This is a genomic window from Streptomyces sp. T39 (assembly GCF_008042045.1).
Classification (GTDB): Bacteria; Actinomycetota; Actinomycetes; order Streptomycetales; family Streptomycetaceae; genus Streptomyces.
Genome location: NZ_RDBP01000012.1, coordinates 2,115,321 through 2,140,975 on the forward strand (window position 1 = coordinate 2,115,321; position 25,655 = coordinate 2,140,975).

Here is a 25,655-nt window from a genome sequence, read left to right on the forward strand (position 1 = left end):
CACCGGTGTCCGTGCCGGGGCGTCGACCTCGTGGGTGCGAGGCGCCGTCCGGGGCGTTGCTCCCCGGCGTCGGTGTCGGGCGGATCCGGCGGTTCCGGCGAGGCCCGCTCGCTGCCGACCAAGGGGATGCCGGACGAGAGCCCCGACCGCATCCGGTACGCGTGGCGGGTCGACTGGGCGACACCACCGGCCGCTCGGTGGAGGGCTGCCTCGACTTCGACGGGAACGCCTCCGGCCCCACCTCCGGTGCACGGACACGCCGAAGGCCGTGGTCCTTCGCCCTGGGGGCGGGGGCCACGGCCTTCGGCGCAGGTGTGCGGTGCGACGCGCCCTCCGGCAGAGGCCGCGTCGCGGGCGTCAGTGACGCGGGCGCTTGAACCAGTCGGCGCTGTCGCGCTTCGCCGCGAACACGATCAGCAGGATCGCGACGATCAGCGTGACCAGGCCCACCGGGATGGTGAAGATGCCGCTGACGATGGCGAACGAGCCGTAGACGATGGCGCAGACGCGGACGCCGTTGCCGCCGCTCGCGTACTTCAGGGCCAGCGCGAGGCCGAGGGCGGCGAAGACCAGGGAGAGGCCGAGCAGGAAGCCGAGCACACCCTTGCCGAGGTCGGCGAAGACCTCGGCGTCGGTGCCGCTGAGCTCCTCGGTGGTCTTGTCGAACTCGGAGATGCTGTAGGCGTAGATGCCGGCCACGATGACCTGGCAGACCACGATCACGTACAGGAATATCCGGGCGGCCTTGACGCTGCCGGGCATCTCCACCGGGCCGGTCGGGTAACCGCCGCCGTAGGGCTGGACCGGCGGGGCCTGGGGGTAGCCGTAGCCGGGCTGCTGGCCCTGCTGCTGGGCGTACGGGTTGTTGGGGTCGCCGAAGCTCATGGCGGTGTTCCTCCGTTGGAAGTGCGGGGACGACGCGGCCCGAGCGGAGGTACTGCACGATCTTCGATGTCCGGCCCCCCGGCACTGCCCGCGGCACTGCGCGGTTCATCGTCATGTCTTGGCCGACTGCTTGTCCAGCCGATACTCACAGGTGTTGTGCAAGTGCAACCTGTTGTTCGCCCTGACCGCGGGACCGGAACGCGAGACCGAACCGCGAGACCGGAGCGGTGCGGATTGGAACCGGGGAGGGTCCATCCGGGAGGATGGGGTCATGACTGCCCAGATTCTCGATGGCAAGGCCACCGCAGCCGCGATCAAGTCCGATCTGACCGCCCGCGTGGCGGCCCTCAAGGAGCGGGGTGTCACCCCGGGGCTCGGGACCCTGCTGGTCGGGGACGACCCGGGGAGCCGCTGGTACGTCAACGGCAAGCACCGTGACTGTGCGCAGGTCGGCATCGCCTCCATCCAGCGCGAACTGCCCGCGACCGCCTCGCAGGAGGAGATCGAGGCCGTGGTGCGCGAGCTCAACGACAACCCCGAGTGCACCGGCTACATCGTCCAACTCCCGCTTCCCAAGGGCATCGACGCAAACCGTGTCCTGGAGCTGATGGATCCGGCCAAGGACGCCGACGGACTGCACCCGATGAGCCTCGGCCGGCTGGTGCTCGGCATCGAGGGCCCGCTGCCCTGCACCCCGTACGGCATCGTCCAGCTGCTGCGCCACCACGACGTCGCGATCAAGGGCGCCAACGTGGTCGTCGTCGGACGGGGCATCACGATCGGCCGCCCGATGCCGCTGGTGCTGACCCGCAAGTCGGAGAACGCCACCGTGACGCAGTGCCACACCGGTACGCGCGACCTGTCGGCGCACCTGCGGCAGGCGGACATCATCGTCGCGGCCGCCGGAGTCCCGCACCTGATCAAGCCCGAGGACGTGAAGCCGGGCGCGGCCGTCCTGGACGTGGGCGTCAGCCGCGACGAGCACGGCAAGATCGTCGGGGACGTGCACCCGGGCGTCGCCGAGGTGGCCGGCTGGGTCGCCCCGAACCCCGGCGGGGTGGGCCCGATGACGAGGGCGCAGCTGCTGGTCAACGTGGTCGAGGCCGCCGAGCGCGCGGCCGCGGCCCCGTCCGAGGGCTGACGGGGAAGGGCTGACGCCATGGGCGTGCGCACGAACGACGTATCCGGCCCCGGCGCCGAGGCGCCCGGGGACGGCGGAGCCGCGGGCGCCGCACCCGCGCCGGGGGCGGCCACGCCGGCGGGACCCGTGCCGGACGCGTCGAACGGCACGGGAACGGCCGTGCCGGGCGGCCCGGAGGCGGACGGCGGCACGGCGCCGGGCACCCCGGGCGGCGGCCCGGAGGCGGACGGCGGCACCGCGGCGGGCAGCACGGCCGCCGGGGCGCCGGACGCCGGACCCGACGGCCCGGCCGCCGGGGCGCCGGCCGCCGAGGGCCCCGACGCGCCCGGGGACGCGGGCCAGGAGTCCGGTCGGCCGCACTCCCGGCGCCCTCCCGCCGTCACCCTCGACACCGCCCGCCCCGAGGGCGGCGGGCGGGCCGCACCGGGCGACGCCCCCGCGCCGGCCCGTCAGTGGCCGCTGCTCACGGTGCTCGGGATGACGGCGGCGGGTCTGCTGATCGTCGGGACCGACGCGTTCGCCGACGCCTTCCGGATCGGGACGATCCTGATCGGGGCCGCGCTGCTCACCGGGGCCGTGCTGCGCCGTGTCATGCCGTCCGTCGGCATGCTCGCGGTCCGGTCGCGGTTCACCGACATGGTCACCTACGGCCTGCTCGGCACGGCGATCGTGCTGCTGGCGCTGGTCGCGCAGCCGGAGCCCTGGCTGGACATCCCGATCATCGAGGAAGCGGTCCATTTCACGGTTCGCTGACGCGGACGCCCGCCGGGCCGGCCCGGCGGGCGTCCGCGGAAGACGGGGACGGCGCCCGTCCTCTCCCCCGAGGGAGGACGGGCGCCGTCGTGTGTTCAAGAGTCATGGACGTGCCAAAACCGTTCAAGGGGCGGCTGTTCGCTGTGGCACGGAGGTGACCATTCCGCCACTGTGTGATCGTCGTGCCACGGATGCGGCGACCTGCCGCGCGACGGCGCGCGGAAGGGGGCGCGCGGGGGCGCGCGGAGATGCCGGGAACGAGCCGCGCCGCGAGGGGGCATGGACGGGCAGGGGGCCGGGTCCGATAGCCTGACCGCTGGAAGTCTCTTCACGTCAAGATTCAGGTGGGCGTGGACGAGCCGACCCGCATGGGGAGCGCTGCCCCCACCGCCAGCTGTCTAACGGAGATCGTCATGACCCGCACCCCCGTCAACGTCACCGTGACCGGCGCGGCCGGCCAGATCGGCTACGCGCTGCTCTTCCGTATCGCCTCCGGACACCTGCTCGGCGCGGATGTGCCGGTCAAGCTGCGCCTCCTCGAGATCCCGCAGGGCCTCAAGGCCGCCGAGGGCACCGCCATGGAGCTCGACGACTGCGCCTTCCCGCTGCTCAAGGGCATCGACATCACCGACGACCCGAACGTCGCCTTCGACGGCGCCAACGTGGCCCTCCTCGTCGGTGCCCGCCCCCGCACCAAGGGCATGGAGCGCGGTGACCTGCTCTCGGCCAACGGCGGCATCTTCAAGCCGCAGGGCAAGGCCATCAACGACAACGCCGCGGACGACATCAAGGTCCTCGTCGTGGGCAACCCGGCGAACACCAACGCCCTCATCGCCCAGGCCGCCGCTCCGGACGTACCGGCCGAGCGCTTCACCGCGATGACCCGCCTCGACCACAACCGCGCGATCTCCCAGCTGGCCTCGAAGACCGGCGCCGCCGTCTCCGACATCCGGCGCCTGACGATCTGGGGCAACCACTCGGCCACCCAGTACCCGGACATCTTCCACGCCACGATCGCCGGCAAGAACGCCGCCGAGGTCGTCAGCGACGAGAAGTGGCTGGCGGACGACTTCATCCCGACCGTCGCCAAGCGCGGTGCGGCGATCATCGAGGCGCGCGGCGCCTCCTCGGCCGCCTCGGCCGCGAACGCCGCCATCGACCACGTCCACACCTGGGTCAACGGCACCGCCGAGGGCGACTGGACCTCCATGGGCATCCCGTCGGACGGCTCCTACGGCGTCCCGGAGGGCCTGATCTCCTCGTTCCCCGTCACCACCAAGGACGGCCGCTACGAGATCGTCCAGGGCCTGGACATCAACGAGTTCTCCCGTGCGCGCATCGACGCGTCCGTGAAGGAGCTGGAGGAGGAGCGCGCGGCCGTCCGCGAGCTCGGCCTCATCTGATCCGCCCGCACCTCGCACCTCGCACACCGCCCCCGTCGGCTCCGGCCGGCGGGGGCGGTGGCATGTCGTCCGCCGGGGCGTCCTGGGGCGGCGCGCCGCTCAGGACGCCGCGGGCGCGCCCGTGTTGACGTGGACGTAGGCGATGCGGTCGTGCTCGTCGAAGACGACGTCCACCGTGCCGCCGTCGGGCAGGCCCGCGCTCAGTCGGTCCGCCGCCGCGCGGCGCGGCAGGTCGTGGTGGGCGACGTACCCCTCGACCGCGGCGCGCCCCGAACCGCCGAGCAGGGACACCCCGGTGAGCAGCACCCGGGGCAGCGTGATCGCGTCCGGCTCGGCCCGCGGCACCTGCGGGTCGTCCGGGACCATGTAGGCGCGTGCGTCCGGGCTCGCCTGGACGCCGATGTAGCCGGCCGCGCCCAGGACGCCCATCGCCGTGAAGGCCAGCGTCTCGGCAGCGGTCCGCGGGTCCGGGTGACCGTCGAGCCGGACCAGCTCCCCGGTGAACTCCGGCAGCCCGTGGGCCTGTCCGTAGGCGCGGACCCGTTCGGCCGCCGCGGCGACGGGCGAGGAGGCGAAGCCGGGGTTGGCCCACGCCCACAGCCACGAGCACTCGTTGACCTCGAACGTGCCGAGCAGCGAGATCCGCAGCTCCCGTCCCGACTGGCGGTACAGGCACTGCCCGAGGTCGGCGCTCCACTCGCCCGTGGGGAGGAACTCGTTGAAGGTCTCGAGCTGTTCGGCGCCCCAGGCGGCATGGCGTTCGGTGAGCCGCAGGAACGGCTCGCTGAATGTCGTGGTCATGCCCGCGACCCTATGCGGTGCGCGGCGGGCGGCTCGTCGCCCATCCAGTGCCGGCCCGTCGTCCAGCCGACCAGGCGCCGCGCCCGGCCGCCGTCCGCGGTGCCGTCGCGCCCGAACGCGCCCCCGGCGGCGGTCAGCCGCAGGCCGGCCAGGGCCGGCGCCAGCCGGGCGGCGACGTGCGCCGGGTACCGGTCCGTCTGCCGGGCCAGGCCGTCCAGCACCGCCGCCCGCTCGGCGTCGGTGCACAGCGACAGGTGGAAGACCATCTGCCGCCACGCGTACGCCGCGTCCTTGATCGTGGCGAGCGGACGGGCCCGGCCGTGCACCCGCGCGGTCAGCCGGCACACGGCGTCGAAGCAGCGGACGGCCAGGTCGGCGAAGCCCGGCTCGGGGGTGATGCCGACCCGGCCGACGAGGGTCGCCAGATTGTGCGTCGTCAGGATCTGCGCCTGCTCGATCACCGTGCCGTTCGCGGCGACGGACCCGCGCCCGCCGCCCGCCCGCTCGGCGCACAGCCGCCCGAAGCCGGGCGAGGTGCGCGCCGGGTACGAACGGCCCGCCGCCTGGCCCGCCTCGGTGATCGCCAGATTGCGCACGGCCGCGTAGTCGATGCCGTAGTACCGCTCGTACAGCGTGCCGCGCAGCAGCTCGGCCGCGACGCGCGCCGCGACGAGGAACTTCGGGCCGAACTCGCCCATGAAGATGTCCGCCGCCAGCTCCTCCGTGAACGGCACGCCGATGTCGGCCTGGCGGCCGAGCACGGACATCTCGCGCACCAGCGGGTTGGGCAGCAGCGTCGCGGGAAACGCCTGCACCGCGAGGGTGCCCAGCTCGCGCAGGGCGGCGCGGGCGGCCTCCGCCACGGCCTCGTCGCCGCTGCGGTGGGAGGCCACGGCGCGCACCCAGGGCAGCTCCTCGACGCGGACCTGCCGCTCCAGGTGGAGCAGCAGCAGGGAACGGCGGTTGCGGAACGACCGGTGGGCGGCCGCCATGAGGATGCGCAGCGCCGGGTCCCGGTAGGCGTCGGCGGTGGTCGCGGCCACCAGCTGCGGCACCAGCTCCGCCAGCACCTCGGCGGACGGCACCACGCCCCGGGCCACCAGCGCGGCGAGGGGGGCACTGAGCGCGGACTCCACGGCGGCGCGGACCGACGGCGGGATCTCGGCACCCGCGGGCAGGCCGGTGGCCTCCGCCTCCCGTGCCGTCACCGGGACGAGCAGCGGCGCGGTGTCGGCGACGCCGGTGTCCTGGGGCAGCCCGGACAGCCGGACGACCACGAGCTGGGCGAGCCGGTGGTGGGCGGGCAGCGCGGCCAGCCGCGCCTGCTCGTGGCGCAGCGCGGCGTGGGGCGCCGACCCGGGCACGCCCCGCTTGCCGACCATGGACGCCACCGCGTGCCGCAGCAGCCCTTCCAGCCGGGCCGCCGGCGGGCGGCCCGCGACGACCTCCTCCAGCGCGGTGCGCAGGATCGCCGCGTTCTCCCGGGGCCGGCGGTGCTTGGCGCACAGGGTGTGCTCCTCGGCCAGACGGCGGTAGCGGCGCAGCAGTGCCTGCCCGCGCGCGAGCCAGTCGGCGTCGTACGCGCCGTCGTACGCGGCGGCGGGCGCCCCCGGCCGGCCCGTCGCCGGCCGGGGCGTGCCGTCGGGCTCCCGTACCTCCAGCCAGTGGGCGAGCAGGTCGTCGGCGAAGGGCGCCCAGACCGCCAGCGACTCGCGCTGCGTCTCGACCCTGCTGTTCGGGCCGCGCAGCGACAGCGTCCAGCCGGCGTCGTCCGCGGTGGCGCGGTGCACCGCGTGGGCATCGGGGGCGGGCGTGTCCGAAGGACGCGGCAGGAGACGCACGCGGTCGGCGAACGGCTCCAGCTCACCGACGAGGGCCAGCGCGGCGTCCGTCTCCCCGGCCCGGACCAGCCACGCCACCGTGAGCAGTGCCGCCTCCTCCGGGAGCGCCACCGCGTAGCGGCCGCTGTCCAGCAGGTCCCACAGCTCGGTGAGGCCGGGCTCGGTCAGGAAGTGGGCGAAGAGCGCCCGGCGGTCCCCGGGGACACCGGCCCGCTCGGCGGCGGCCGCCTCGTGGGGGAGCAGCGGGCCGCCGGCGGCGGGCTGCCCGGTCGCGAAACCGCCGCGGACGACCTCGGGCGTGATCCAGGCGGGGAGCCCGGCGACGGGGGTGCGGGACCCGATGCGCAGCTGCCCGTTCGCCATGCCCGAAAGGACGGCGCGCCAGCGGGCGACCCTCGCCACGGCCCGGTCGCGGGTCACCCGGTCCTCGTGGGTGAGCGCAGTGGTGAAGGCGCGCGCCAGCTCGGCACGGGCGTAGGAGGGCGCTGCGGTCGGAAGCTGCTGCTCAGCGTTCTCGTTCATAAGCCGACGTGGCGGGTTCTGCCCCCGCGCCCTCCGGGTCCGGAGCCCGGCGCTCTGGCTGACTGAGCTACACGTCGTCGACACGGACGGTAGACGCCGCCCGTCCGCCCCGACAACGGCTTTTCGCCGCTCCCGGCCCGCCTCCTGCCGTCCCGTGGCCGTGATGTCCGTCTCACGCCCGGTGTGAAGCGGCCCACTATCCGTGAGGCGTTGCGCATGGATCCCCGGCCCGGGGGCAGGGGGCCCGATCGCCGGGACGCCCGGCAGGGGGAAGCAAACGGGAACGAAAGGCCACAACGCGACGTGTCGTCAGCACAGCAGACCATCCATGTGGGCGGAGAGTGGCGCGCAGCCGTCTCCGGCGCCACCCGCGAGATCATCGACCCCGTGGACGCGACCGCCTTCGCGGTCGTGTCGGAGGGCGACGTCGCGGACACCGACGACGCCGTCGCCGCCGCTCGCGCGGCCTTCGACGACGGGTCCTGGCCGCGTACGCCGGCCGCCGACCGCGCGGCGCTGCTGCGCAGGGTCGCCGGCCTGCTGGAGCGCGACCGGGAACGGATCGGCGCCCTGGAGAGCCGGGACGCGGGCAAGACCCTGGAGGAGGGCCGTGTCGACGTCGACTGCGTGCGCGACGCCTTCCGCTACTTCGCCGACCTCGTGGCGGCGGAGAGCGGCGGGCGGGTCGTCGACGCGGGCTCGGACGAGATCCACAGCGTCGTCGTGCACGAGCCGGTCGGCGTCTGCGCGCTGATCACGCCGTGGAACTACCCGCTGCTCCAGGCCAGCTGGAAGATCGCGCCCGCCCTCGCCGCGGGCAACACCTTCGTGATCAAGCCCAGCGAGATCACGCCGCTGACCACGGTCGTGCTCGTCGAGCTGCTCATGGAGGCCGGCCTCCCGCTCGGCGCCGCCAACATCGTCACCGGCCCCGGCGCCACCGTCGGCGCCCGGCTCGCCGAGCACCCCGACGTCGACCTGGTCTCCTTCACCGGCGGCCTGGTCAGCGGCACCAAGGTCGCCAGGGCGGCGGCCGACAGCGTCAAGAAGGTCGCCCTCGAACTCGGCGGCAAGAACCCGAACGTCGTCTTCGCCGACGCCTGCGCCACCGACGAGGGCTTCGACACCGCCGTCGACCAGGCGCTCAACGCGGCCTTCATCCACAGCGGCCAGGTCTGCTCCGCCGGCTCCCGGCTGATCGTCGAGGAGTCCGTACGGGACCGCTTCGTCACCGAACTCGCCCGCCGCGCCGAGCGGATCCGCCTCGGCCGCGGCACGGACGAGGGCGTCGAGTGCGGCCCGCTCGTCTCGGCCGCCCAGCTCGCCAGGACCGAGGACTTCGTCGCCTCCGCCCTGAAGGAGGGGGCCGTGCTGCGGGCCGGCGGCGAGAAGCCCGAGGGCCCCGGCTTCTTCTACCGGCCCACCGTGCTCGACCACTGCCACCGCGACATGCGCGTGATCCGCGAGGAGGTCTTCGGCCCGGTCCTCACCGTGGAGACCTTCACCGACGAGGACGAGGCCGTCGCCCTCGCCAACGACACCGAATACGGCCTGGCCGGCGGTGTGTGGAGCGCCGACACCGCCCGCGCCCGGCGCGTCGCCGCCCGGCTGCGCCACGGCACGGTCTGGATCAACGACTTCCACCCCTACCTGCCGCAGGCGGAGTGGGGCGGCTTCGGCAAGTCCGGCACCGGCCGCGAACTCGGGCCCACGGGCCTCGCCGAGTACCGCGAGGCCAAGCACATCTACGAGAACCTCGCCCCGCGCCCCGTGCGCTGGTTCGCGGGCTGAGCGCGGGACGGGACCCCATGAACGAGAACCCTGTGTACGACTACGTCGTCGTCGGCGGCGGCACCGCCGGGTCGGTGATCGCCTCCCGGCTGACCGAGGACCCCGACGTCACCGTCGCCGTCATCGAGGGCGGCCCCAGCGACGTCGGCCGCGACGACGTGCTCACCCTGCGCCGCTGGATGGGCCTGCTCGGCGGCGAACTGGACTACGACTACCCGACGACCGAGCAGCCGCGCGGCAACTCCCACATCCGCCACAGCCGCGCCCGGGTGCTCGGCGGCTGCTCGTCCCACAACACCCTGATCGCCTTCAAGCCCCTGCCGTCCGACTGGGACGAGTGGGCCGAGGCGGGCGCCGAGGGCTGGGACGCCGCGTCCATGGACCCGTACTTCGCCCGGCTGCGCAACAACATCGTCCCCGTCGACGAGGCCGACCGGAACGCCATCGCCCGCGACTTCGTCGACGCCGCCCGGACGGCGCTGTCGGTGCCGCGCGTCGAGGGCTTCAACCGGCAGCCCTTCCACGAGGGCGTCGGATTCTTCGACCTGGCGTACCACCCGCAGGACAACAAGCGCTCCTCCGCCTCGGTCGCCTATCTGCACCCGTTCCTGGACCGGCCCAACCTCCACATCGCCCTGGAGACCTGGGCGTTCCGGCTGGAGCTGGAGGGCACCCGGGCCACCGGCGTGCACATCCGCACCGCCGACGGCGAGGAGCACGTCGTGCGGGCGCGGCGCGAAGTGCTGGTGTGCGCGGGCGCGGTGGACACCCCGCGGCTGCTCCTGCACTCCGGCATCGGGCCCCGCGCCGACCTGGAGAAGCTCGGCATCCCGGTCGTCCACGACCTGCCGGGCGTCGGCGAGAACCTCCTCGACCACCCCGAGTCGGTCATCGTCTGGGAGACCCACGGCCCCATCCCGGAGAACTCCGCGATGGACTCCGACGCGGGCCTCTTCGTCCGCCGGGACCCCGCGAGCGCCGGGCCGGACCTGATGTTCCACTTCTACCAGATCCCGTTCACCGACCATCCCGAGCGGATCGGCTACGAACGGCCCGCGCACGGCGTGTCGATGACGCCGAACATCCCCAAGCCCCGCAGCCGCGGCCGGCTGTACCTCACCAGCGCCGACCCCGAGGTCAAGCCCGCCCTCGACTTCCGGTACTTCACCGACGAGGACGACTACGACGGCCGGACCCTCGTCGACGGCATCCGCATCGCCCGCGAGATCGCCGCCACCGAGCCGCTGGCCGGCTGGCTGAAGCGCGAGGTCTGCCCGGGCCCGGAGATCACCTCCGACGAGGAGCTGAGCGCGTACGCGCGCCAGGTCGCGCACACCGTCTACCACCCCGCCGGCACCTGCCGGATGGGCGCGGCGGACGACGAACTCGCCGTCGTCGCGCCCGACCTGAGGGTCAGGGGCCTTGCGAACATCCGGATCGCCGACGCGTCCGTCTTCCCGACCATGACCGCCGTGAACCCGATGATCGGCGTCCTCATGGTCGGCGAGAAGTGCGCCGACCTGCTGGGAGGCAGCCGATGAGCACCGCGACCGCACCCGCTTCACCCGACGCACCCGGGACGGCGCCGTCCGTCTTCGCCGTGCGCGACCTGTGGAAGGTCTTCGGTCCGAAGGCCGAGCGGGTCCCCGCCGACCCCGGGCTCGCCGGGCTCGACGCCGCCGCGCTGCGCGAGCGCACCGGCTGCACCGCCGCCGTGCGCGACGTCTCCTTCGACGTCCGCAAGGGCGAGGTCTTCGTCGTCATGGGCCTGTCCGGCTCCGGCAAGTCCACGCTGGTGCGCTGCCTGACCCGGCTGATCGAACCCACCGCGGGCTCGATCGCCATCGACGGCGAGGACGTGCTCTCCATGGACGCGGGCCGACTGCGCGCACTGCGCCGCCACCGGGCCGCGATGGTCTTCCAGCACTTCGGCCTGCTGCCGCACCGCTCCGTCCTCGACAACATCGCCTACGGCCTGGAGATCCAGGGCGTCGGACGCGCCGAACGCCGCGCGCGGGCCGCCGCCTTCGTGGAGAAGGTCGGCCTCGCGGGCATGGAGCACCGCCGCCCCGGTCAGCTCTCGGGCGGTCAGCAGCAGCGCGTCGGCCTCGCCCGCGCGCTCGCCGTCGACCCCGAGGTGCTCCTCTTCGACGAGCCGTTCAGCGCGCTCGACCCGCTGATCCGGCGGGACATGCAGGAAGAGGTCGTCCGCCTCCACCGCGAGGAGGGCCGCACCATGGTCTTCATCACCCACGACCTGACCGAGGCGCTGCGCCTCGGCGACCGGATCGCGCTGATGCGCGACGGCCGGATCGTGCAGCTCGGCACCCCCGAGGAGATCGTCGGCTCGCCCGCCGACGACTACGTCCGCGACTTCGTCCGTGACGTGCCGCGCGAGCAGGTCATGACCGTGCGCACCGCGATGCGCCCCGCGTCCGCCGCCGAGACGGAGGCCGGCCCCGCGCTCGCCCCGGACGCCACCGTCCACGAGGCCATCGAGGCCGTCGCCCGCACCGGCGAGTCCGCCCGTGTCGTCGAGGGTGGCCGCTGCCTGGGCGTCGTCGACCACGCGGGGCTGCTGGGCGTGGTCGCCGGTGTCCCGTCCCCGGTTCGGAAGGCGGTGGCCTGATGCACTCCCACACCACCTGGCCGCCGCCGGGCACCCCCGCCACCGGGCGGTGGAGCCGATGACCGCCACCGCCACCGCCACCACGCCCGCCGCGGACGCACCCGGGACCCCGGCCGCCGTCCCCGCCGTGTTCGCCGTCGGCCATCCCGGGCCGCCTCCCCGTGGCGCACCGCAACCGGGCCGTGATCCCGTGCGCCGTCCGGAAAGTCCCACTCCGTGTACCCGTACGCTCACCCGGCGTACGGGTACACGGGAAGGCGGTCGGGTCACCGCTTCGGCAGCCACTCCCGCCACGTCCGCTCGTGCGCGTCGACCCACTTCCTCGCGGCCTCCTCGGGAGCGAGCTTCTGCTCCGCGATCATCAGGGAGACCTCGTTCTGTTCCTTCTCCGTCCAGCGGAACCTCTTCAGGAAGGCGGCCGCGTCGCCGCCCTCGTCCGCGAAGCGGGTGTTGAGGAACTTCTGGAGCGGGGTGTGCGGGTAGGCGCAGGCGACCTCGTCCGGGTCGGCGTCGCAGCCCTCGGTGTACTCGGGGAGCTTCACCTCCGTCATGGGGACCTTCTCGAAGAGCCACTGGGGCTTGTACCAGTAGGTCAGGAACGGCTTCTCCGCCTTGGCGAACTGCTGGATCTGGGTGATCTGCGCCGCCTCGGAGCCGGCGAAGACGACCTGGTAGTCCAGATCCAGGTTCTTCACCAGCGCCTTGTCGTTGGTGACGTAGGACGGGGAGCCGTCCAGCAGCTGTCCCTTGCCGCCGCTCTCCGCGGTGCGGAGCCGGTCGGCGTACCGGTCGAGGTTCTTCCAGTCGGTGACGTCGGGGTGCTGCTCGGCGAAGTACGTCGGCACGAACCAGCCGATGTGGCCGGTCACCCCGAGGTCGCCGCCGCGGGTGATGGTGCCCTTGTCCTCGATGTAGCGCTGTTCCTGTTCCGGGTGGCCCCAGTCCTCCAGGATGGCGTCGACCCGGCCCTGGCTGAGCGCGTCCCAGGCGGGGACCTCGTCGATCTGGACGGTGTCGACGCGGTAGCCGAGCTCCTTCTCCAGGAGGTACCGGGCGACGGCGACATTGGCCTGCGCGCCCACCCAGGACTGCACGGACAGGGTGACCGTACGGGCGCCCCGGGCGGCGGCGTACGGGGACGCCTGCTTGGTCATGTCGGCCGCGCCGCAGCCGGTGAGCACGGTGAGACCGAGGGCCGCGGCGAGGACGGCGAAACGCGGGCGAGCCATGTCAGGCCCCCTTTCCGGCAGATGCGCGGCGCTGTGTGGGCTGGGTGACGCGGTCGAGCATCAGCCCGAGGCAGACGATCGCCGCGCCCGCGACCAGCCCGGTCGCCAGGTCGCCCTGCGCGAGGCCGAAGACGACGTCGTAGCCGAGCGCACCGCCGCCCACGAGGCCGCCGATGACGACCACGGCGAGGACGAGGACGACGCCCTGGTTCACGGCGAGCAGCAGCGCGGGCCTGGCGAGGGGCAGTTGCACCTGGAGGAGCTGCTGGCGGCCGGTCGCGCCCATCGAGCGGGCGGACTCCACGGCGGCCGGGTCCACGGCGGCGACGCCCTGCGCGGTGATGCGGACGACGGCGGGCAGCGCGTACACCACGGCGGCGGCGACCGCCGGGGCGCGGCCGACGCCGAACAGCGCGACCACCGGGATCAGGTACACGAACTGCGGCATCGTCTGGAACACGTCCAGCACCGGGCGCAGGGCCCGGTTCAGCCGTGCGCCGCGGGCGGCGGCGATCCCGACGGCGAAGCCGATGACGAGGGTGACGGCGACGGCGGCCAGCACCTGCGACAGCGTGTCGAGCGCGGGCTCCCACACGCCGAGGACCCCGATCGCGGCCATCGCGAGGACGGCGGTCGCGGCGGTGCGCCAGGTGCCGATGAGCAGGGCGAGTGCGCCGACCAGGAGCAGCACGGCCCACCAGGGCAGCCAGGTCAGCCCGGAGCGCACCGGGTCGAGCACCCAGGTGGTGAAGTGGGCGGCCCAGTCGGCGGTGCCGCCGACGACGGGGACGCCGGTGTAGAGGTGGGCGGTCATCCAGTCGACGGCCCGGTTGACCGGCTCGGCGATGTCCAGGGTCCAGGCGTCGGGCCAGCCGAGCCGGCCGGTGAACCGTCCGGCCAGGGCGGCGGCGAGGGTCACGGCTGCGGCGACCGCCCAGCCCAGGCGGGCACCGCGGGCGGGGGCGGTGCCGAGGCGGGCGCCGGCGGCCGCGGTGACGCGGTCGAGGACGACGGCGAGCAGCACGATCGGGACGCCGGCGGCGAGCGCGGCACCGACGTCGACGGAGGCGAGCGCCTGGTAGACGCGGTCGCCGAGTCCCCCGGCGCCGATCACGGAGGCGATGACGGCCATGGAGAGCGCCATCATGATCGACTGGTTGAGGCCGAGCAGCAGTTCCCTGCGGGCGAGCGGCAGCCGCGCGGTGAGCAGCCGCTGCCGGGCCGTCGCGCCGAGCGAGGCCGCGGCCTCCATCACCCCGGCGTCCGCGTCGCGCAGACCGAGCGCGGTCAGGCGGGCCATGGGCGGTGCCGCGTAGACGACGGTGGCGAGGACGGCGGCGGGCACGCCGATGCCGAAGACGAGGACGACCGGCAGCAGGTACGCGAAGGCGGGCAGCACCTGCATGGTGTCGAGGACGGGTCGCAGCACGCGGTGCATGCGGTCCGAGAGGCCCGCGGCGAGGCCGAGGAGGCCGCCGAGCAGCACGGACGCGGCCACGGCGACGACCATCAGGGCCAGCGTCTGCATGGTGGGGACCCACATGCCGAGGAGGCCGCAGGCGGCGAACGCGGCGACGGAGCCGAGCGCGAGGCGGACACCGGCGACCCGCCAGGCGATCACGCCGGCGGCTGCGGTGACCCCGGCCCAGCCGGCGGCGAGCAGCACCAGGTAGACCGCGCGCACCGAGAGCACGACGGCGTTGCTGACGTGGCCGAGGACGTAGAGGAAGAGGGGGTGGCTGTCGCGGTTGTCGATGATCCAGTCGCTGGCGTCGCCGAGCGGGCCGGAGAGGTCGACGGCCATCCGGCCGGGCCAGGTGCCGCCGCCGGCGAGGACGGCGCCGAGGAGGAGGAGCACGGCGGTCCCGGCGGCGATCAGCCGCGTGCGGTGCCGGGCGGGCGAGCGCCGGGCGCGCGGGCTCCGGCCGTGACGCGCGCACCGTCTCCGGCCGGGCGTACGAGATGGTGGGGCAGGAGGGTGGTGAGCCGGTGGGCGAGGAGCCCCACGGGCCGTCTGAGGGTGGCGGGCAGGCCGGTGGTGAGGGCGAGGCGGACGGCGTCGGGGCCGGCTTCCCGTTCCAGCCAGGCGGAGACGGCGGGTGCCAGGCGGCGCACCTCGTGCTCGGAGAGCAGCAGGCGGGCGTCGTCACGTCGCAGCCCGGCGAGCAGGCCGGAGGCGACGCGATGGCGGTCCGGGTCGTGCGCGACGGGCTCCGGCAGCGGGGCCGGGTCCGGGGGAGGGGGCGCGGCCGGAGGTGCCTCGGGCTCCGGTGGCGGAGCGGGCACGGGCTCGACGGTCACCGGTACGGGGACGGACGCGGGCTCGACGGTCACCGGTACGGGGACGGACGCGGGCTCGACAGTCACCGGTACGGGGACGGACGCGGGCACGGGCCCGACGGGGGCGGCGGGCCGGGCGGGCTCCATGGGCCGCGCGGGCTCCGGCCGTGACGCGCGCACCGTCTCCGGCCGGGCGTACGAGATGGTGCGGGTGACGACCCTGCCGCCGGGCAGGCGCTCCACGAAGCGCCGCAGGTAGGCGTGTTCCTCCAGCTCGCGCAGGGCGGAGGCGATCCGTGCCTCGCTCTCCGGGAAGCGGTCGGTGAGCGCCTTGATGCCGACCTTCGCCCCGTCGGGCAGCGACTGGATGTGCACGGCGAGCCCGATCGCGGTGAGCGACAACTCGCCGTGCTGGGCGAGGTGGTTGCCGACGATCGTGAAGCGCTCGGTGTGGATCGCGTGGACGTGGACGACACCGAAAGCGGTGACGCGCCCGGGAACGCGGGACGGGGCGCGCGAGGGCGCGCTAATCTGCGGGGTATCCATCGGGAAGCCTCGTACTTCCTCGGTGGTCAGGCCCTCGATCGGGATTCGCAGTCCCGGCCGGGGGCCGACGCATGTCTGGAGTTGTCGCGGCGAGCATATGCCCGCGGACCCGCCCGAAATCCAGTCCGATCGGCCCAAGTCACCCGGGAGAGTGACGAGTTCCCTCGGCGGTTCCGGTGGGGTGGGGAAGGTTCTTTCTCCCGGTTCTTGAAAGCTTTTTGCGTCGTGCGGGAGCGGGTCGCGGGACACCGGGTCGTGGGTTCCCGCGACCCGGTGCGACCTGCGGCGATGTCCCGGTGCGGGGGTCAGGCGGCAGCGGCCTCCGCCGCCGGGGCGGCCCGGCCCGGGAGGAAGCGGCGGACGGTGAGCAGCAGCCCCGCGCCGAGGACGACCTCGCCCGCGTTGCCGAGCACGGGGATCCCCGCGGCGGCCCCGGAGACCACGACCATGACCGCCGCGGTGGCGGCGAGCAGGGAGAAGCCCGTACGCCGCCACACGACGATCCCGGCGCCGAGGACCACCAGGCCGGTGACGACGGCGGGCAGCGGGCCGACGGGGGACGCGGCGTCGTTCACGTAGCGCAGCGCTCCGTGCCAGTGCTCCGGCCGCAGGGACAGCCCGAGGATGTCGTGGGCGGTGCCCGCGGCGATCAGCAGCAGGGTGAGTACGCCGGTGGCGATGCGCAGCGGCGGGCGGGCGGCGGCGCGCACACCCGCGTGCTCCGCCGCGGCCAGCGACCAGACGACGAGGAAGGGCGTCAGCAGGGCGTGGAGCACGAAGCGGGGCGTGTTGACCGCTTCGAGGAACCCTCCGGCGCCGATGGTGCCGCCGAGGGCGATCACGGCGTTGTCCCAGACCAGGGCGGCGCAGGTCAGGGCGGGTATGAGGGTGAGGCGCCCGGGGGCCGCCCGCACGTACCGCACCATGGCCGCGGCCAGGGCGAGTTGACCGGCCGCGAGGACCGCGAACAGCAGTGACACCGGGAGGGGCTCCTGGATCGAGGGGACCGAAGGTTATCTCGATCATCAAGATATATCTCCGGGTGTGCCGCCCCGCGGGCCGGGTCGCCCCCGTGCCGCCTCGGCCCCGTTCGCCCGCCGGTGCTCCCCGCAGTCCGGCCCGCACGGCCGCCGGTCACGCGGCCCCGCGCGCCTCCTCCACCGCCCGCGTGGTGCGGGCCGGTTCGACCGCGGCGAGCAGCAGGTCGCGGGCCATCTCCTCGACCGCTTTCTGCGCCCGCCGCTGGAGGCCCGGGCCGAAGGTGATGCGCCGGGCGCCGAGGCGGCCCAGTTCGGCGACGGGTGGAGCGGTCGCGGCGGCGTGGACGTTGACCGGCAGCGCCGTCGCCGCGGCCAGCACCGGCAGATGCTCCGGCGGCGCCATGATCGGGTACACCCCGTCCACGCCGGCGGCCTCGTAGAGCACGATCCTGGCGACCGCCTCGTCCGGGTCCGTGATCCCGCGCAGATACGTGTCCACGCGGGCGTTCACGAACAGCGCGCCGCCCGCCTCCGCGCACACCTCGGCCAGCCAGTCCGCGTGCCGCCGGGGGTCCTCGAGGGTGCCGGTCGCGCCGTCGCCGTCCTCCAGGTTGCAGCCGACCGCGCCCGTCTCCGCGATCCTCGCGACCAGTTCCCTCGGCGGCAGCCCGTAGCCGCCCTCCAGATCCGCGCTGACCGGCACGCCGGCCGCCCGCACGATCCGGGCCACGGCCGCGAACATCTCCGGTGCGGGCACGGAACCGTCGGCGTACCCGAGCGACGCCGCGACCCCCGCGCTCGGCGTCGCGAGAGCGGGGAAACCGGCGTCCGCGAACGCCCGGGCGGCCGCCGCGTCCCACGGCCCCGGGAGCACGAGGGGATGGTCCGGCCTCCGGCCGTGGTGCAGGGCGCGGAAGACCTCCGCCCGGGTGTCCGGCATGTCGTGGGCGCCTCTCGTAGACGGACTGATCGGTGTTCAGTGCGTCAGGGAGCCCGGCGTGTAGTGGCCGGGCGTCAGCCGTCCGGCGACGCCGAAGCGGTTCCAGACGTTGATCATGGCGATCGACGCGATCAGCTGGGCCAGCTCCGTCTCCTCGAACTGCTTCGCCGCCCGCTCGTACACCTCGTCGGGGACGAAACCGTCGGTGAGCACGGTCACCGCCTCCGTCAGTTCGAGCGCCGCGATCTCCTTCTCCGTGTAGAAGTGCCGCGACTCCTCCCAGGCGGACAGCTGCACGATGCGCTCCACCGACTCGCCGGCCGCCAGCGCGTCCTTGCTGTGCATGTCGAGGCAGAACGCGCAGTGGTTGATCTGGGAGGCGCGGATCTTGACCAGCTCGACCAGCTTCGGGTCGAGCCCCTTCCGGGCCTCCGCGTCCAGCCGCGCAGCCGCCTTGTAGACGTGGGGTAGCAGGCCGGAGACGCTCAGCCGGGGCGGGTGCTCGGGGGCGTGGTGGCCGTCGGGTGTCGCCGGTGTCGTCGGTGTCGTCGTCATGCGTCCGACCGTACGGGCGGTGTGGCGCAGGAGTATGGTCCATTCCCATGACCGATTCCCGGGCCACTTTCGGTGCCGACCTGCACCTGGACCTGAGCGGACCGCGTCTGCGCGCCGGCCTGATCGGCGCCCTGCGGGAAGCCGTCCGCAGCGGCCGGCTCGCCCCCGGCACCCGGCTCCCGTCCTCCCGTTCGCTCGCCGCCGACCTCGGCATCGCCCGCAACACCGTCGCGGACGCCTACGCCGAGCTCGTCGCCGAGGGCTGGCTCACCGCCCGGCAGGGCTCCGGCACCCGGGTCGCCCCGCGCCCCGCCGCGCGGCCCGTGACCCCGCCGCCCGCGCCGACGCGCAGCCGCCCGGTGGGCGACCGGCCCGCGCACAGCCTGATGGCGGGGTGCCCCGACGTCGCCTCGTTCCCCCGCACGGCCTGGCTCAAGGCGGCCCGCCGGGCTCTCGCCACCGTTCCCGACGACGCGTACGGCTACGGCGACCCGCGCGGCCGCGTCGAACTGCGCACCGCGCTCGGCGACTACCTGGCCCGCGCCCGCGGCGTCCACGCGACGCCCGAACGCATCCTGATCTGCTCGGGATTCGCGCACGGACTCGCCCTCATGGGCAAGGCGCTGGCCCGCCGCAGGGTGCGGCAGGTGGCTGTCGAGTCGTACGGGCTGGACATCCACTGGGACCTGCTGACCGGCGCCGGACTCGCCCTGTCCCCGCTGCCGTTCGACGCCGGGGGCACCCGTACCGAGCCGCTGGCGTCCCTGCGCGGGACGGGGGCGGTGCTGATGACCCCGGCGCACCAGTTCCCGCTCGGTGTCCCGCTCTCGCCCACCGGCCGTGCCGCGGCCGTCGACTGGGCCCGCAGGACGGGCGGTCTGGTGCTGGAGGACGACTACGACGGCGAGTTCCGCTACGACCGGCAGCCGGTGGGCGCGCTCCAGGGGCTCGACCCCGAGCGGGTCGTCTACTTCGGCACCGCCAGCAAGTCCCTGGCCCCCGGGCTGCGGCTCGCCTGGATGGTGCTGCCGGAGCCCGTCGTCGGCGAGGTGCTCGACGCGAGCGGCGGCGAGCAGCGTCTGACCGGCGTCACGGACCAGCTGACGCTGGCGGAGTTCCTCACGTCGGGCGCGTACGACCGCCATGTCCGGGCCATGCGGCTGCGCTACCGGCGCCGCCGCGACGACCTGGTCGAACGCGTGCGCCGCAGCGCGCCCCACGTCCGGGTGAGCGGGATCGCCGCCGGGCTGCACGCCGTGCTCGAACTCCCGCCGGGCGGCGAGGCCCTGGCCCTGCGCGCGGCGGCCTGGCACGGTCTCCAGGTCCAGGGCCTCACCCGCTTCCGCCACCCGGACGCGCCCCCGGGCGGCCCGGAGGGCCTGGTCGTCGGCTACGGCACCCCCTCGGACAGCCGGTGGAGCGGGACTCTCGACACCCTGTGCAACGTGCTGCGCGCGACGGCGTGACGGCCGCGGTGCTGCCGCCTCAGCCGACCTCCAGGGCCGCGCGGGCCAGGTCCAGGAAGCCCGAGTGCTCCTCGCGGAACACCCGGTAGGCCCGGTCGTACGCCTCCCGGTCCCCCTCGCCCGTCCCCAGGGCGACGAGCCGCTGATGCGCCGTGAGCGCCCGGCGCCGCAGCGTCCGCGCGGCCGCGGCGGCCTCGGCCGGCCCCTCCAGGGCGACCTCGCGGCTGGCCCGGGTCACCTCGTTGAGCGCGGCACGCGACGCGATCTGCATCTCCCCGAGGACCGCCGCCCGCCGCGCGCCCTCCGGAGCGGCGTCCGCCTCCTCCATGCGCCAGAAGACCTCGGAGAGCCCGTGCACCGCGGCGCTCAGCTCCCGGTAGGCGTCCCGCCGCCGGGTCCGCGCCTCGGCCGTCTCCGCCGCGCGCGCCGTCACCTCGGCCTCCACCCGGGCCGACCGGGTGAGGCTCCGCCCGGTGACCCAGCTCGCGACGACGGCCGTCCCGCCGGTTATCAGTCCGATCCACCAACTGTTGTCCACCACAGGGGGATTGTCCCAGCACGCGTGTGCGACACGCAGCGGCACGGCCGTGCCGGGGCCGGTCGCCGCGGCGCCGTCGGCGCGTCGCTCCCCGGAGGCGGGGTGAAGCGCGACGTGGGCCCGTCACCTCCCGGGGCCTCCGCGGCGTCCGCGCCCCGTGCGGCGCGCTCCCTCACCCCGCCGAAGCCGCCGGCGGGGAGTCCAGCGCGCCGGCGTTCTCCGGATGCGCGGGCGGCTCGCCGAAGCGTGCCAGCGCCGGGCGTAGTCAGGAGAGACGAGGATCTCGGCCCCGGGCTTGTAGTCGGTGCCGTCGATGCCGAGGTGGTGGGAGAGCCGTACCCGGACCGGTACGACGCCCGGCCTGGGCGCGGGACCGACGACGGCCGGCACAGGCACGGGAAGGGCCGGGGCGGCCGGCGCGGTGATGGTCTCGGTGGACTCGTCCGCCGCAGCGGCGGGCTTCTTGGTGGTGGGGTTCGTAGCCATAGCCCCGCACTGTGCACGCGGCGGCCGCTAATGTCGCTCCAGCACGGCAGCGACGTGAGAGGTGGGCATGTGAGGCGGCGTCTGCTGTCCCTAGTGACGTGGTGGGTTCACATTCCCAAACCGATCAAGTGGCTCGTCTACTGCTGCCTTCCTGCGGGGATCGCCATGGCCGGTCTCGGTATCTACGGCGACGAACACGGCTGGTGGAACGACCGCGGCTTCCTGACGAACCTGCTCTCGAGCTTTACGGGACTACTCATCGGCGTGCCCTTCGCGCTGGTGGTGCTCTCGCATCTTGGAGGGCTGCAGGCCGATGCGGCGAACTACCGGGCGGCCGTGAAGAGTGGACGGAACGCAGCCATCGATTTCGAAGGCAGGCACCGCAGCGGGTTCGTGCGGTATGACCTCCACCACGCCGAATCAGACCTCATTCGTCTACGTACAGCCAATGCGAAGTACCGTCAGGCAGTGGAGACGTGGGTCCGTGATCCATCTCCTACTCGTTCTGGAGACGTCTGCGCAGCCTTTGAGCGACGGCGCGAACTCATTCGGACAACCTTCACGCACCACAGGCCCATCCACCCGTGGCTGACGATGATCAGCGAATCGTGGCATCGGCTCGACATGGAGGTGCGCCCTCGACTGCTGGACGTTGAAGCCAACTGGATGCCCCGCGGGAGCCATGTTGCGCTCAGGAGCGCCGTGCGAACGCTCGATGGCGCTAGAAGCAGGCGCCTCATGGGCGACCACGGTCCTTCACTCAGGCACCTCGGTCGACACTCGCAGGGGGAGGCTGTCGAATCTGCCGTCCTCGAGAATGCAATCGACCATCTTCGCGATGACGCGGAGGCCGCACATGAGGTGATCATTGCGCTGCTCGCCATCTGCAAGGAGCTGCCCGCCCTGAACAACGTCGGGGTCTAAGGACGGGCAGCAACAGTCGCGGCCGCGCGGGACATGAACCAGGTGCCCTCGGCTCGGAGGTTGCCCGGGTAGACGGTGCCGACTTCGGCTTCGACGACGAGCGGGGCCTTGACGGAGACGGTGACCATTACCTTCTTCCCAGCGACGATGGGCTGCCCGGTGTTTATGTGCCGGGCGATGCCGTCCGGGTCCTTGTGGGCGGAGCAGCGGCAGTTCTTGAGGTTTGCCACGGCCCGGGAGGACTGGTCGAGCGGCTTGAGCATGTAGGTGTGGGGGCCAACGCCGCGGTGTTCGACGTTCCAGCGCATGGACGTGATCTTGAAGCGGAGGTTGTCGGGGATCTCCTGGCCGTTGGCTGCGACGTGGGTGGGGCGGACGCGGTTGTCGCCGACGGTGACCCAGCGCTTGGTAGGTGGGGCGAGGCGCTTGGCCTCAATCTCGACCTGGCGGGCGATGCGGTGGACGGCGGGGGCGAGCATGCGGGCGAGCTGCTCCTCGAGGCCGCGTGCGGGCGTGAACTTGGCCATCAGGGGACCTCGGGCGGGTTGAGGGTGGCCGCCGCCTGGATGTAGTCGACATCGGGGCAACCGGGGACGGCGTGCTGCCGGGTGGACGTGAGTGTCCATGTCCGGCCAGCGGTGTCGGAGATGGTGTCGCCGTCCTTCACCGGCCACGCTCGCGGGTCGAGCCGGACTGTCCATGTGCCGTCGGGCTGTTCGAGGACGGAGCCGGGCCACGTTCCGCGCGGGGCTGGCTTCTGGTCGGAGGGCGGGGGGACGGGTACGCCGTTGGCGTCGCGCGCCCAGGGGTGGGCGAGGACGTACACGGTGAGCATGGCGTTCGGGAGCACGACGGCCACGGCGGGCGGGATCCCTTCTCAGCGGCCGCGGCCGGGTGAGTACGGCCACGGGGGCCGGCTGGGGCGGTTGAGGGGCTGGAACAGGCGGCGTTTCCAGCGGGAGAGGCTGCTGAGTTCGGGCAGTGCGCCGGCCTGGCCGGTGGCGCGGGTCCCCCTGGTGGTCCATGAGCAGACGGTCCGCCTCGGCCTGGCCAACCGGGTCTTGGCCCGCGCTGCCACGCGCATCGCTGTGTCGGCGCAGTCCACCCTCGGGCTCCTTCCGGACAACGTGGGCGCGGCGGCCGTCGTCACCGGAAATCCGGTGCGTGCCGAGGCGCCGGCCGGAACGGCTGAGAAGGCGGTCGAGGCGTTGAGCCTGCACGGGTTCCGTCGTGCGCTGCCGACCGTCTACGTGACCGGCGGAGCTCAGGGCTCGGTGCAGATCAACAACCTGGTGCAGGCGAACCTGCCGTGGCTGCTGAAGCGCGCCAACGTGATTCATCAATGCGGGCCGGCCAACGAGGCGATTCTGAGGGAGGCGGCGGCCGCGCTGCCCGGCGACCTCGCTGCCCGCCGATGCCCGACCCCAGGCCCAGCACCAGGGCGCGCGGCTTGTCCGGCAGCCGCCCCGCGAGCGCGCCCACGACGAGGACGCCGGCCGCCGCGCCGAGCATCGACCAGCGCAGCGTGTCCGAGCCCTCCCGGTCGCCCTCCGGGCCGGAGGCGAGGCCCAGCAGCGCCAGACCGAGGCAGACCGCGGCGACCGCCGCCCACTCGGCCCGCTTCAGCCGGATCCGCATGAGCCGCGCCGCGACGACCGCCGTCACGGCGAGACTCGCGGCGAGCGCGGCGCCGACGGCGTAGGGGGAGGGCCCGCAGGGCCACGACCTGGAGCAGGAACCCGGCCCCGTCGAGCCCGAGCCCCAGCACGTAGCGCCACTGCCGCACGGCACGCAGCAGCAGCGCCGCGTCGACCCCGGACCCGGTCCCGGGCGAGGTGCTGCGGGCCGCCATGGCCTGCAGGACGGAGGCCGTGCCGTAGCAGACCGCGGACGCGAGGGCGCAGATCATCCCGAGGAGCACGAGACGTGACTCTAGGTTTCGGGGGCCCCGGCCCGGGGATCCGCGCGCCCGCCTCGCGCGCCGGGCGCTGCCGGGCGCGGGCACCGGGAGGGCGGCGGAGTCTGCCGGACCCGGGCAGTGCCCGTGCGGCACCCGGCGGGGCACGATGGGCGGCGGACCGGACAACGGCCGGGAGCGGTTGCGACGCGAAGGCCGGGACGAAGCGGAACCGCGGCTGCCGTCCGGGGCGTGGACATCAGCAGACGCGGACGCACCGGCAGCGGCCGGACGGGCACGACGGGGGACAGGACGATGGGACGACGGAGACTGAGGTCGGGCACGGTGCTGCTCGGAGGTGTGGGGCTGCTCGCCGCCTCGCTCGCGGCGTGCGGGTCGGAGCCGGACAAGCGGTGCGCCGATCCCGTGTCGCGCGAGCTGCTGCCGGACTCGCGGTGCAGGAGCGGCAGCGGCAGCGGCGGCTCGGGCGGTGGCGGCAAGTACTACTACGGCGGCACGGTCAGCGACGGCAAGGTATCGGGCGGCAGCTTCGACAAGTCCGCCGTCACACGCGGCGGCTTCGGCAAGTCCGGTTCGGGCGGGGGCTGACCGCCGTGCAGCGCCGCACCACCGAGCCGCGCCGGGGCTGGCAGGAGACCGTCGAGGCGCAGGGCTGCATCTACCCGCTGACCCGGCACCCGGACGGCTCCCTGCGCCCCTACTGGGACGAGAGCGCCTACTACGAGTTCACCCTCCCCGAGGTCGAGGCCCTGGAGGAGGTCGTGGAGGAGCTGCACGCCATGTCGCTGGCGGCGGCCGCCCACATCGTCGAGAAGAACCGTTTCGGCGAGCTGGGCATCACCGACCCGCGGGTGGTCGCCCACGTCGCCGAGTCCTGGCGCAGGCGCGACGAAATGCCGTCGCTCTACGGCCGGTTCGACCTCCACTACGACGGCACCGGCCCCGCCAGGCTGCTGGAGTACAACGCCGACACCCCGACCTCGCTCGTCGAGGCCGCGAGCCCTCAGTGGTTCTGGATGGAGGAACGCTTCCCCGGCGCCGACCAGTGGAACTCCCTGCACGAGCGCCTCGTCGCGGCCTGGCGCCGCCAGGCCCCGCTGCTGCCGCCCGGACCCGTGCACTTCGTGCACACCGACGGCGACGAGTGCGGCGAGGACCTGATGACCGTCGCGTACCTGCGCGAGACCGCCGAGCAGGCGGGCATCGAGACGGAGGCGCTCTCGGTCGAGGGCATCGGCTGGGACACCATCTCGGGCCGCTTCGTCGACGACCGGCTGCGCTTCATCCGCAGCTGCTTCAAGCTCTATCCGTGGGAGTGGCTGGTCACCGACGACTTCGGCCCGCACGTCCTCGACACCCTGGACCACGGCGGCGGCACCGGGACCACCTGCTGGATCGAGCCAGCGTGGAAGATGCTGCTGTCCAACAAGGCGCTGCTGGCGATCCTGTGGGAGCTGTACCCGGGGCACCCGAACCTGCTCCCCGCGTACCTCGACGGGCCCCGTGACCTGGCCGCCGGCCCCGGCTGGGTGTCCAAGCCGCTGCTCGGCCGCGAGGGCGCCGGCGTCACCGTCCACGAGGCGGGCAGCGCGTTCGTCCCCCGCGACGAGGCCTGCTGCCACCAGGAGCTGGCGCCGCTGCCGTCGTTCGACGGCAACCGCACGGTGCTGGGCGCCTGGGTGGTCGACGGGGAGGCGGCCGGTCTCGGCATCCGCGAGTCGGCGGGGCTSGCCCGGGGGCGTGGGGCCGGCCTCGGACCAGGACGTGGGGGCCCGTGCGGGCATCCGCTCAGAGGATCACGTGCGGGAGGAAGCGGGCGTACCCGTCCGTGATCAGCCCCGCCGACTCGCGGATGCCGAGACCGGCCGCCTCCCCGTCGACCACCCAGGCGCCCAGCACCGTGCGGTTGCCGTCGAACGACGGCAGCGGCGCCAGCTCCTGGTGGCAGCAGGCCTCGTCGCGGGGGACGAACGCGCTGCCCGCCTCGTGGACGGTGACGCCGGCGCCCTCGCGGCCGAGCAGCGGCT

Annotated in this window: 23 protein-coding genes, 1 tRNA gene and 3 pseudogenes; 11 read left to right on the plus strand and 16 right to left on the minus strand. The window is 74.0% G+C overall.

What is annotated here, in order from left to right; genetic code table 11:
* Positions 1 to 357 precede the first annotated feature (357 nt).
* Positions 358 to 885, minus strand: a complete 528-nt coding sequence (locus tag EAO77_RS10615; protein WP_147987759.1) for a hypothetical protein — start codon at positions 883 to 885, stop codon at positions 358 to 360.
* Positions 886 to 1,156: 271 nt separating this feature from the next.
* Here EAO77_RS10615 and EAO77_RS10620 point away from each other — a divergent pair, with 271 nt between their 5' ends.
* The 3 genes from EAO77_RS10620 to EAO77_RS10630 all read left to right on the plus strand — a co-directional run bounded on the left by EAO77_RS10620 (position 1,157) and on the right by EAO77_RS10630 (position 4,182).
* A complete protein-coding gene (locus EAO77_RS10620; RefSeq protein ID WP_147987760.1) occupies positions 1,157 to 2,026 on the plus strand; it encodes a bifunctional methylenetetrahydrofolate dehydrogenase/methenyltetrahydrofolate cyclohydrolase in 870 nt (289 codons plus the stop codon).
* A gap of 18 nt (positions 2,027 to 2,044) precedes the next feature.
* Positions 2,045 to 2,779: a DUF3017 domain-containing protein gene (locus tag EAO77_RS10625; protein ID WP_261993857.1), complete on the plus strand. Its 735-nt coding sequence runs from the start codon at positions 2,045 to 2,047 to the stop codon at positions 2,777 to 2,779.
* A 413-nt stretch (positions 2,780 to 3,192) separates the two neighbouring features.
* Entirely contained in the window at positions 3,193 to 4,182 is a 990-nt protein-coding gene (locus EAO77_RS10630; RefSeq protein WP_147987761.1) for a malate dehydrogenase, read from the plus strand.
* Positions 4,183 to 4,281: 99 nt separating this feature from the next.
* Here the strand turns inward: EAO77_RS10630 and EAO77_RS10635 are convergent, their stop codons facing one another.
* The 3 genes from EAO77_RS10635 to EAO77_RS10645 all read right to left on the minus strand — a co-directional run bounded on the left by EAO77_RS10635 (position 4,282) and on the right by EAO77_RS10645 (position 7,423).
* Positions 4,282 to 4,983, minus strand: coding sequence for a DUF6882 domain-containing protein (locus tag EAO77_RS10635; protein ID WP_147987762.1), 702 nt, complete (start codon positions 4,981 to 4,983; stop codon positions 4,282 to 4,284).
* Entirely contained in the window at positions 4,980 to 7,346 is a 2,367-nt protein-coding gene (locus EAO77_RS10640) for a hypothetical protein (RefSeq protein WP_147987763.1), read from the minus strand. Before EAO77_RS10640 ends, EAO77_RS10635 begins: the two co-directional genes overlap by 4 nt.
* A 3-nt stretch (positions 7,347 to 7,349) precedes the next feature.
* Positions 7,350 to 7,423: transfer RNA gene (locus EAO77_RS10645), tRNA-Arg, on the minus strand.
* Between the two features lie 226 nt (positions 7,424 to 7,649).
* Here EAO77_RS10645 and EAO77_RS10650 point away from each other — a divergent pair.
* The 3 genes from EAO77_RS10650 to EAO77_RS10660 are packed head-to-tail and all read left to right on the plus strand — an operon-like array spanning position 7,650 to position 11,766.
* On the plus strand, positions 7,650 to 9,137 hold the full coding sequence (locus tag EAO77_RS10650; RefSeq protein ID WP_147987764.1) for an aldehyde dehydrogenase family protein: 1,488 nt from the start codon (positions 7,650 to 7,652) through the stop codon (positions 9,135 to 9,137).
* Positions 9,138 to 9,154: 17 nt separating this feature from the next.
* Positions 9,155 to 10,678 (plus strand): GMC family oxidoreductase, encoded by a 1,524-nt coding sequence (locus EAO77_RS10655; RefSeq protein ID WP_147987765.1) that lies wholly within the window; start codon positions 9,155 to 9,157, stop codon positions 10,676 to 10,678.
* The gene (locus EAO77_RS10660; RefSeq protein WP_147987766.1) at positions 10,675 to 11,766 is read left to right on the plus strand and encodes a glycine betaine/L-proline ABC transporter ATP-binding protein; all 1,092 of its coding nucleotides are present in this window, start codon (positions 10,675 to 10,677) and stop codon (positions 11,764 to 11,766) included. The genes EAO77_RS10655 and EAO77_RS10660 overlap by 4 nt, the downstream gene beginning before the upstream one ends.
* Positions 11,767 to 12,032: 266 nt before the next feature.
* Here EAO77_RS10660 and EAO77_RS10665 read toward each other — a convergent pair whose 3' ends face one another.
* The 6 genes from EAO77_RS10665 to EAO77_RS10690 all read right to left on the minus strand — a co-directional run bounded on the left by EAO77_RS10665 (position 12,033) and on the right by EAO77_RS10690 (position 18,296).
* The gene (locus EAO77_RS10665; RefSeq protein ID WP_147987767.1) at positions 12,033 to 12,995 is read right to left on the minus strand and encodes an ABC transporter substrate-binding protein; all 963 of its coding nucleotides are present in this window, start codon (positions 12,993 to 12,995) and stop codon (positions 12,033 to 12,035) included.
* A gap of 1 nt (position 12,996) precedes the next feature.
* Positions 12,997 to 14,799 (minus strand): ABC transporter permease subunit, encoded by a 1,803-nt coding sequence (locus EAO77_RS10670; protein WP_410088531.1) that lies wholly within the window; start codon positions 14,797 to 14,799, stop codon positions 12,997 to 12,999.
* Between the two features lie 71 nt (positions 14,800 to 14,870).
* Positions 14,871 to 15,821: a helix-turn-helix domain-containing protein gene (locus tag EAO77_RS10675; RefSeq protein ID WP_147987769.1), complete on the minus strand. Its 951-nt coding sequence runs from the start codon at positions 15,819 to 15,821 to the stop codon at positions 14,871 to 14,873.
* 305 nt (positions 15,822 to 16,126) lie between these two features.
* The gene (locus EAO77_RS10680; protein ID WP_261993858.1) at positions 16,127 to 16,801 is read right to left on the minus strand and encodes a hypothetical protein; all 675 of its coding nucleotides are present in this window, start codon (positions 16,799 to 16,801) and stop codon (positions 16,127 to 16,129) included.
* Between the two features lie 154 nt (positions 16,802 to 16,955).
* The gene (locus EAO77_RS10685; RefSeq protein ID WP_147987770.1) at positions 16,956 to 17,741 is read right to left on the minus strand and encodes an isocitrate lyase/phosphoenolpyruvate mutase family protein; all 786 of its coding nucleotides are present in this window, start codon (positions 17,739 to 17,741) and stop codon (positions 16,956 to 16,958) included.
* 36 nt (positions 17,742 to 17,777) lie between these two features.
* Complete coding sequence (locus EAO77_RS10690; protein WP_147987771.1) at positions 17,778 to 18,296, minus strand: carboxymuconolactone decarboxylase family protein; 519 nt, start codon at positions 18,294 to 18,296, stop codon at positions 17,778 to 17,780.
* Positions 18,297 to 18,343: 47 nt separating this feature from the next.
* Here EAO77_RS10690 and EAO77_RS10695 point away from each other — a divergent pair, with 47 nt between their 5' ends.
* The gene (locus tag EAO77_RS10695; RefSeq protein WP_147987772.1) at positions 18,344 to 19,762 is read left to right on the plus strand and encodes a PLP-dependent aminotransferase family protein; all 1,419 of its coding nucleotides are present in this window, start codon (positions 18,344 to 18,346) and stop codon (positions 19,760 to 19,762) included.
* Between the two features lie 19 nt (positions 19,763 to 19,781).
* Here EAO77_RS10695 and EAO77_RS10700 read toward each other — a convergent pair whose 3' ends face one another.
* Entirely contained in the window at positions 19,782 to 20,303 is a 522-nt protein-coding gene (locus EAO77_RS10700) for a hypothetical protein (protein ID WP_147987773.1), read from the minus strand.
* Between the two features lie 120 nt (positions 20,304 to 20,423).
* Positions 20,424 to 20,786, minus strand: coding sequence for a hypothetical protein (locus EAO77_RS10705; protein WP_147987774.1), 363 nt, complete (start codon positions 20,784 to 20,786; stop codon positions 20,424 to 20,426).
* Between the two features lie 69 nt (positions 20,787 to 20,855).
* Here EAO77_RS10705 and EAO77_RS10710 point away from each other — a divergent pair, with 69 nt between their 5' ends.
* Positions 20,856 to 21,710 carry a hypothetical protein gene (locus EAO77_RS10710; RefSeq protein WP_147987775.1) on the plus strand — a complete coding sequence of 285 codons (855 nt, stop codon included), beginning with the start codon at positions 20,856 to 20,858 and terminating at the stop codon, positions 21,708 to 21,710.
* Here the strand turns inward: EAO77_RS10710 and EAO77_RS10715 are convergent.
* A complete protein-coding gene (locus tag EAO77_RS10715) occupies positions 21,707 to 22,237 on the minus strand; it encodes a hypothetical protein (RefSeq protein WP_147987776.1) in 531 nt (176 codons plus the stop codon). The two genes, EAO77_RS10710 and EAO77_RS10715, sit on opposite strands and share 4 nt — an antisense overlap.
* The gene (locus EAO77_RS10720) at positions 22,237 to 22,569 is read right to left on the minus strand and encodes a hypothetical protein (protein WP_147987777.1); all 333 of its coding nucleotides are present in this window, start codon (positions 22,567 to 22,569) and stop codon (positions 22,237 to 22,239) included. The genes EAO77_RS10715 and EAO77_RS10720 overlap by 1 nt, the downstream gene beginning before the upstream one ends.
* On the opposite strand from EAO77_RS10720, the pseudogene EAO77_RS41275 reads away from it, so the two are divergent.
* A pseudogene (locus EAO77_RS41275) lies at positions 22,544 to 23,014 on the plus strand (hypothetical protein); the annotation flags it as partial. The gene EAO77_RS10720 and the pseudogene EAO77_RS41275 sit on opposite strands and share 26 nt — an antisense overlap.
* A 106-nt stretch (positions 23,015 to 23,120) precedes the next feature.
* Here EAO77_RS41275 and EAO77_RS10730 read toward each other — a convergent pair.
* Positions 23,121 to 23,619: pseudogene (locus tag EAO77_RS10730) on the minus strand (hypothetical protein); the annotation flags it as partial.
* A 303-nt stretch (positions 23,620 to 23,922) separates the two neighbouring features.
* Here EAO77_RS10730 and EAO77_RS10735 point away from each other — a divergent pair.
* Both EAO77_RS10735 and EAO77_RS10740 read left to right on the plus strand, forming a co-directional pair.
* Positions 23,923 to 24,216, plus strand: coding sequence for a hypothetical protein (locus tag EAO77_RS10735; protein ID WP_147987778.1), 294 nt, complete (start codon positions 23,923 to 23,925; stop codon positions 24,214 to 24,216).
* Between the two features lie 5 nt (positions 24,217 to 24,221).
* Positions 24,222 to 25,355, plus strand: a pseudogene (locus tag EAO77_RS10740) (glutathionylspermidine synthase family protein); the annotation flags it as partial.
* A gap of 61 nt (positions 25,356 to 25,416) precedes the next feature.
* On the opposite strand, the gene EAO77_RS10745 reads toward EAO77_RS10740, so the two are convergent.
* The coding region (locus EAO77_RS10745) for a glutathionylspermidine synthase family protein (protein WP_147989069.1) at positions 25,417 to 25,655 on the minus strand (239 nt) is incomplete at its 5' end.

What these genes read in the sequence shown, in the direction of transcription:
- EAO77_RS10615 (WP_147987759.1), bottom strand. Translation starts at nt 885, where the DNA reads ATGAGCTTCGGCGACCCCAACAACCCGTACGCCCAGCAGCAGGGCCAG.
- EAO77_RS10620 (WP_147987760.1), top strand. Translation starts at nt 1,157, where the DNA reads ATGACTGCCCAGATTCTCGATGGCAAGGCCACCGCAGCCGCGATCAAG.
- EAO77_RS10625 (WP_261993857.1), top strand. Translation starts at nt 2,045, where the DNA reads ATGGGCGTGCGCACGAACGACGTATCCGGCCCCGGCGCCGAGGCGCCC.
- EAO77_RS10630 (WP_147987761.1), top strand. Translation starts at nt 3,193, where the DNA reads ATGACCCGCACCCCCGTCAACGTCACCGTGACCGGCGCGGCCGGCCAG.
- EAO77_RS10635 (WP_147987762.1), bottom strand. Translation starts at nt 4,983, where the DNA reads ATGACCACGACATTCAGCGAGCCGTTCCTGCGGCTCACCGAACGCCAT.
- EAO77_RS10640 (WP_147987763.1), bottom strand. Translation starts at nt 7,346, where the DNA reads ATGAACGAGAACGCTGAGCAGCAGCTTCCGACCGCAGCGCCCTCCTAC.
- EAO77_RS10655 (WP_147987765.1), top strand. Translation starts at nt 9,155, where the DNA reads ATGAACGAGAACCCTGTGTACGACTACGTCGTCGTCGGCGGCGGCACC.
- EAO77_RS10660 (WP_147987766.1), top strand. Translation starts at nt 10,675, where the DNA reads ATGAGCACCGCGACCGCACCCGCTTCACCCGACGCACCCGGGACGGCG.
- EAO77_RS10665 (WP_147987767.1), bottom strand. Translation starts at nt 12,995, where the DNA reads ATGGCTCGCCCGCGTTTCGCCGTCCTCGCCGCGGCCCTCGGTCTCACC.
- EAO77_RS10670 (WP_410088531.1), bottom strand. Translation starts at nt 14,799, where the DNA reads ATGGCCGTCGACCTCTCCGGCCCGCTCGGCGACGCCAGCGACTGGATC.
- EAO77_RS10675 (WP_147987769.1), bottom strand. Translation starts at nt 15,821, where the DNA reads ATGGATACCCCGCAGATTAGCGCGCCCTCGCGCGCCCCGTCCCGCGTT.
- EAO77_RS10685 (WP_147987770.1), bottom strand. Translation starts at nt 17,741, where the DNA reads ATGCCGGACACCCGGGCGGAGGTCTTCCGCGCCCTGCACCACGGCCGG.
- EAO77_RS10690 (WP_147987771.1), bottom strand. Translation starts at nt 18,296, where the DNA reads ATGACGACGACACCGACGACACCGGCGACACCCGACGGCCACCACGCC.
- EAO77_RS10695 (WP_147987772.1), top strand. Translation starts at nt 18,344, where the DNA reads ATGACCGATTCCCGGGCCACTTTCGGTGCCGACCTGCACCTGGACCTG.
- EAO77_RS10705 (WP_147987774.1), bottom strand. Translation starts at nt 20,786, where the DNA reads ATGGCTACGAACCCCACCACCAAGAAGCCCGCCGCTGCGGCGGACGAG.
- EAO77_RS10715 (WP_147987776.1), bottom strand. Translation starts at nt 22,237, where the DNA reads ATGGCCAAGTTCACGCCCGCACGCGGCCTCGAGGAGCAGCTCGCCCGC.
- EAO77_RS10735 (WP_147987778.1), top strand. Translation starts at nt 23,923, where the DNA reads ATGGGACGACGGAGACTGAGGTCGGGCACGGTGCTGCTCGGAGGTGTG.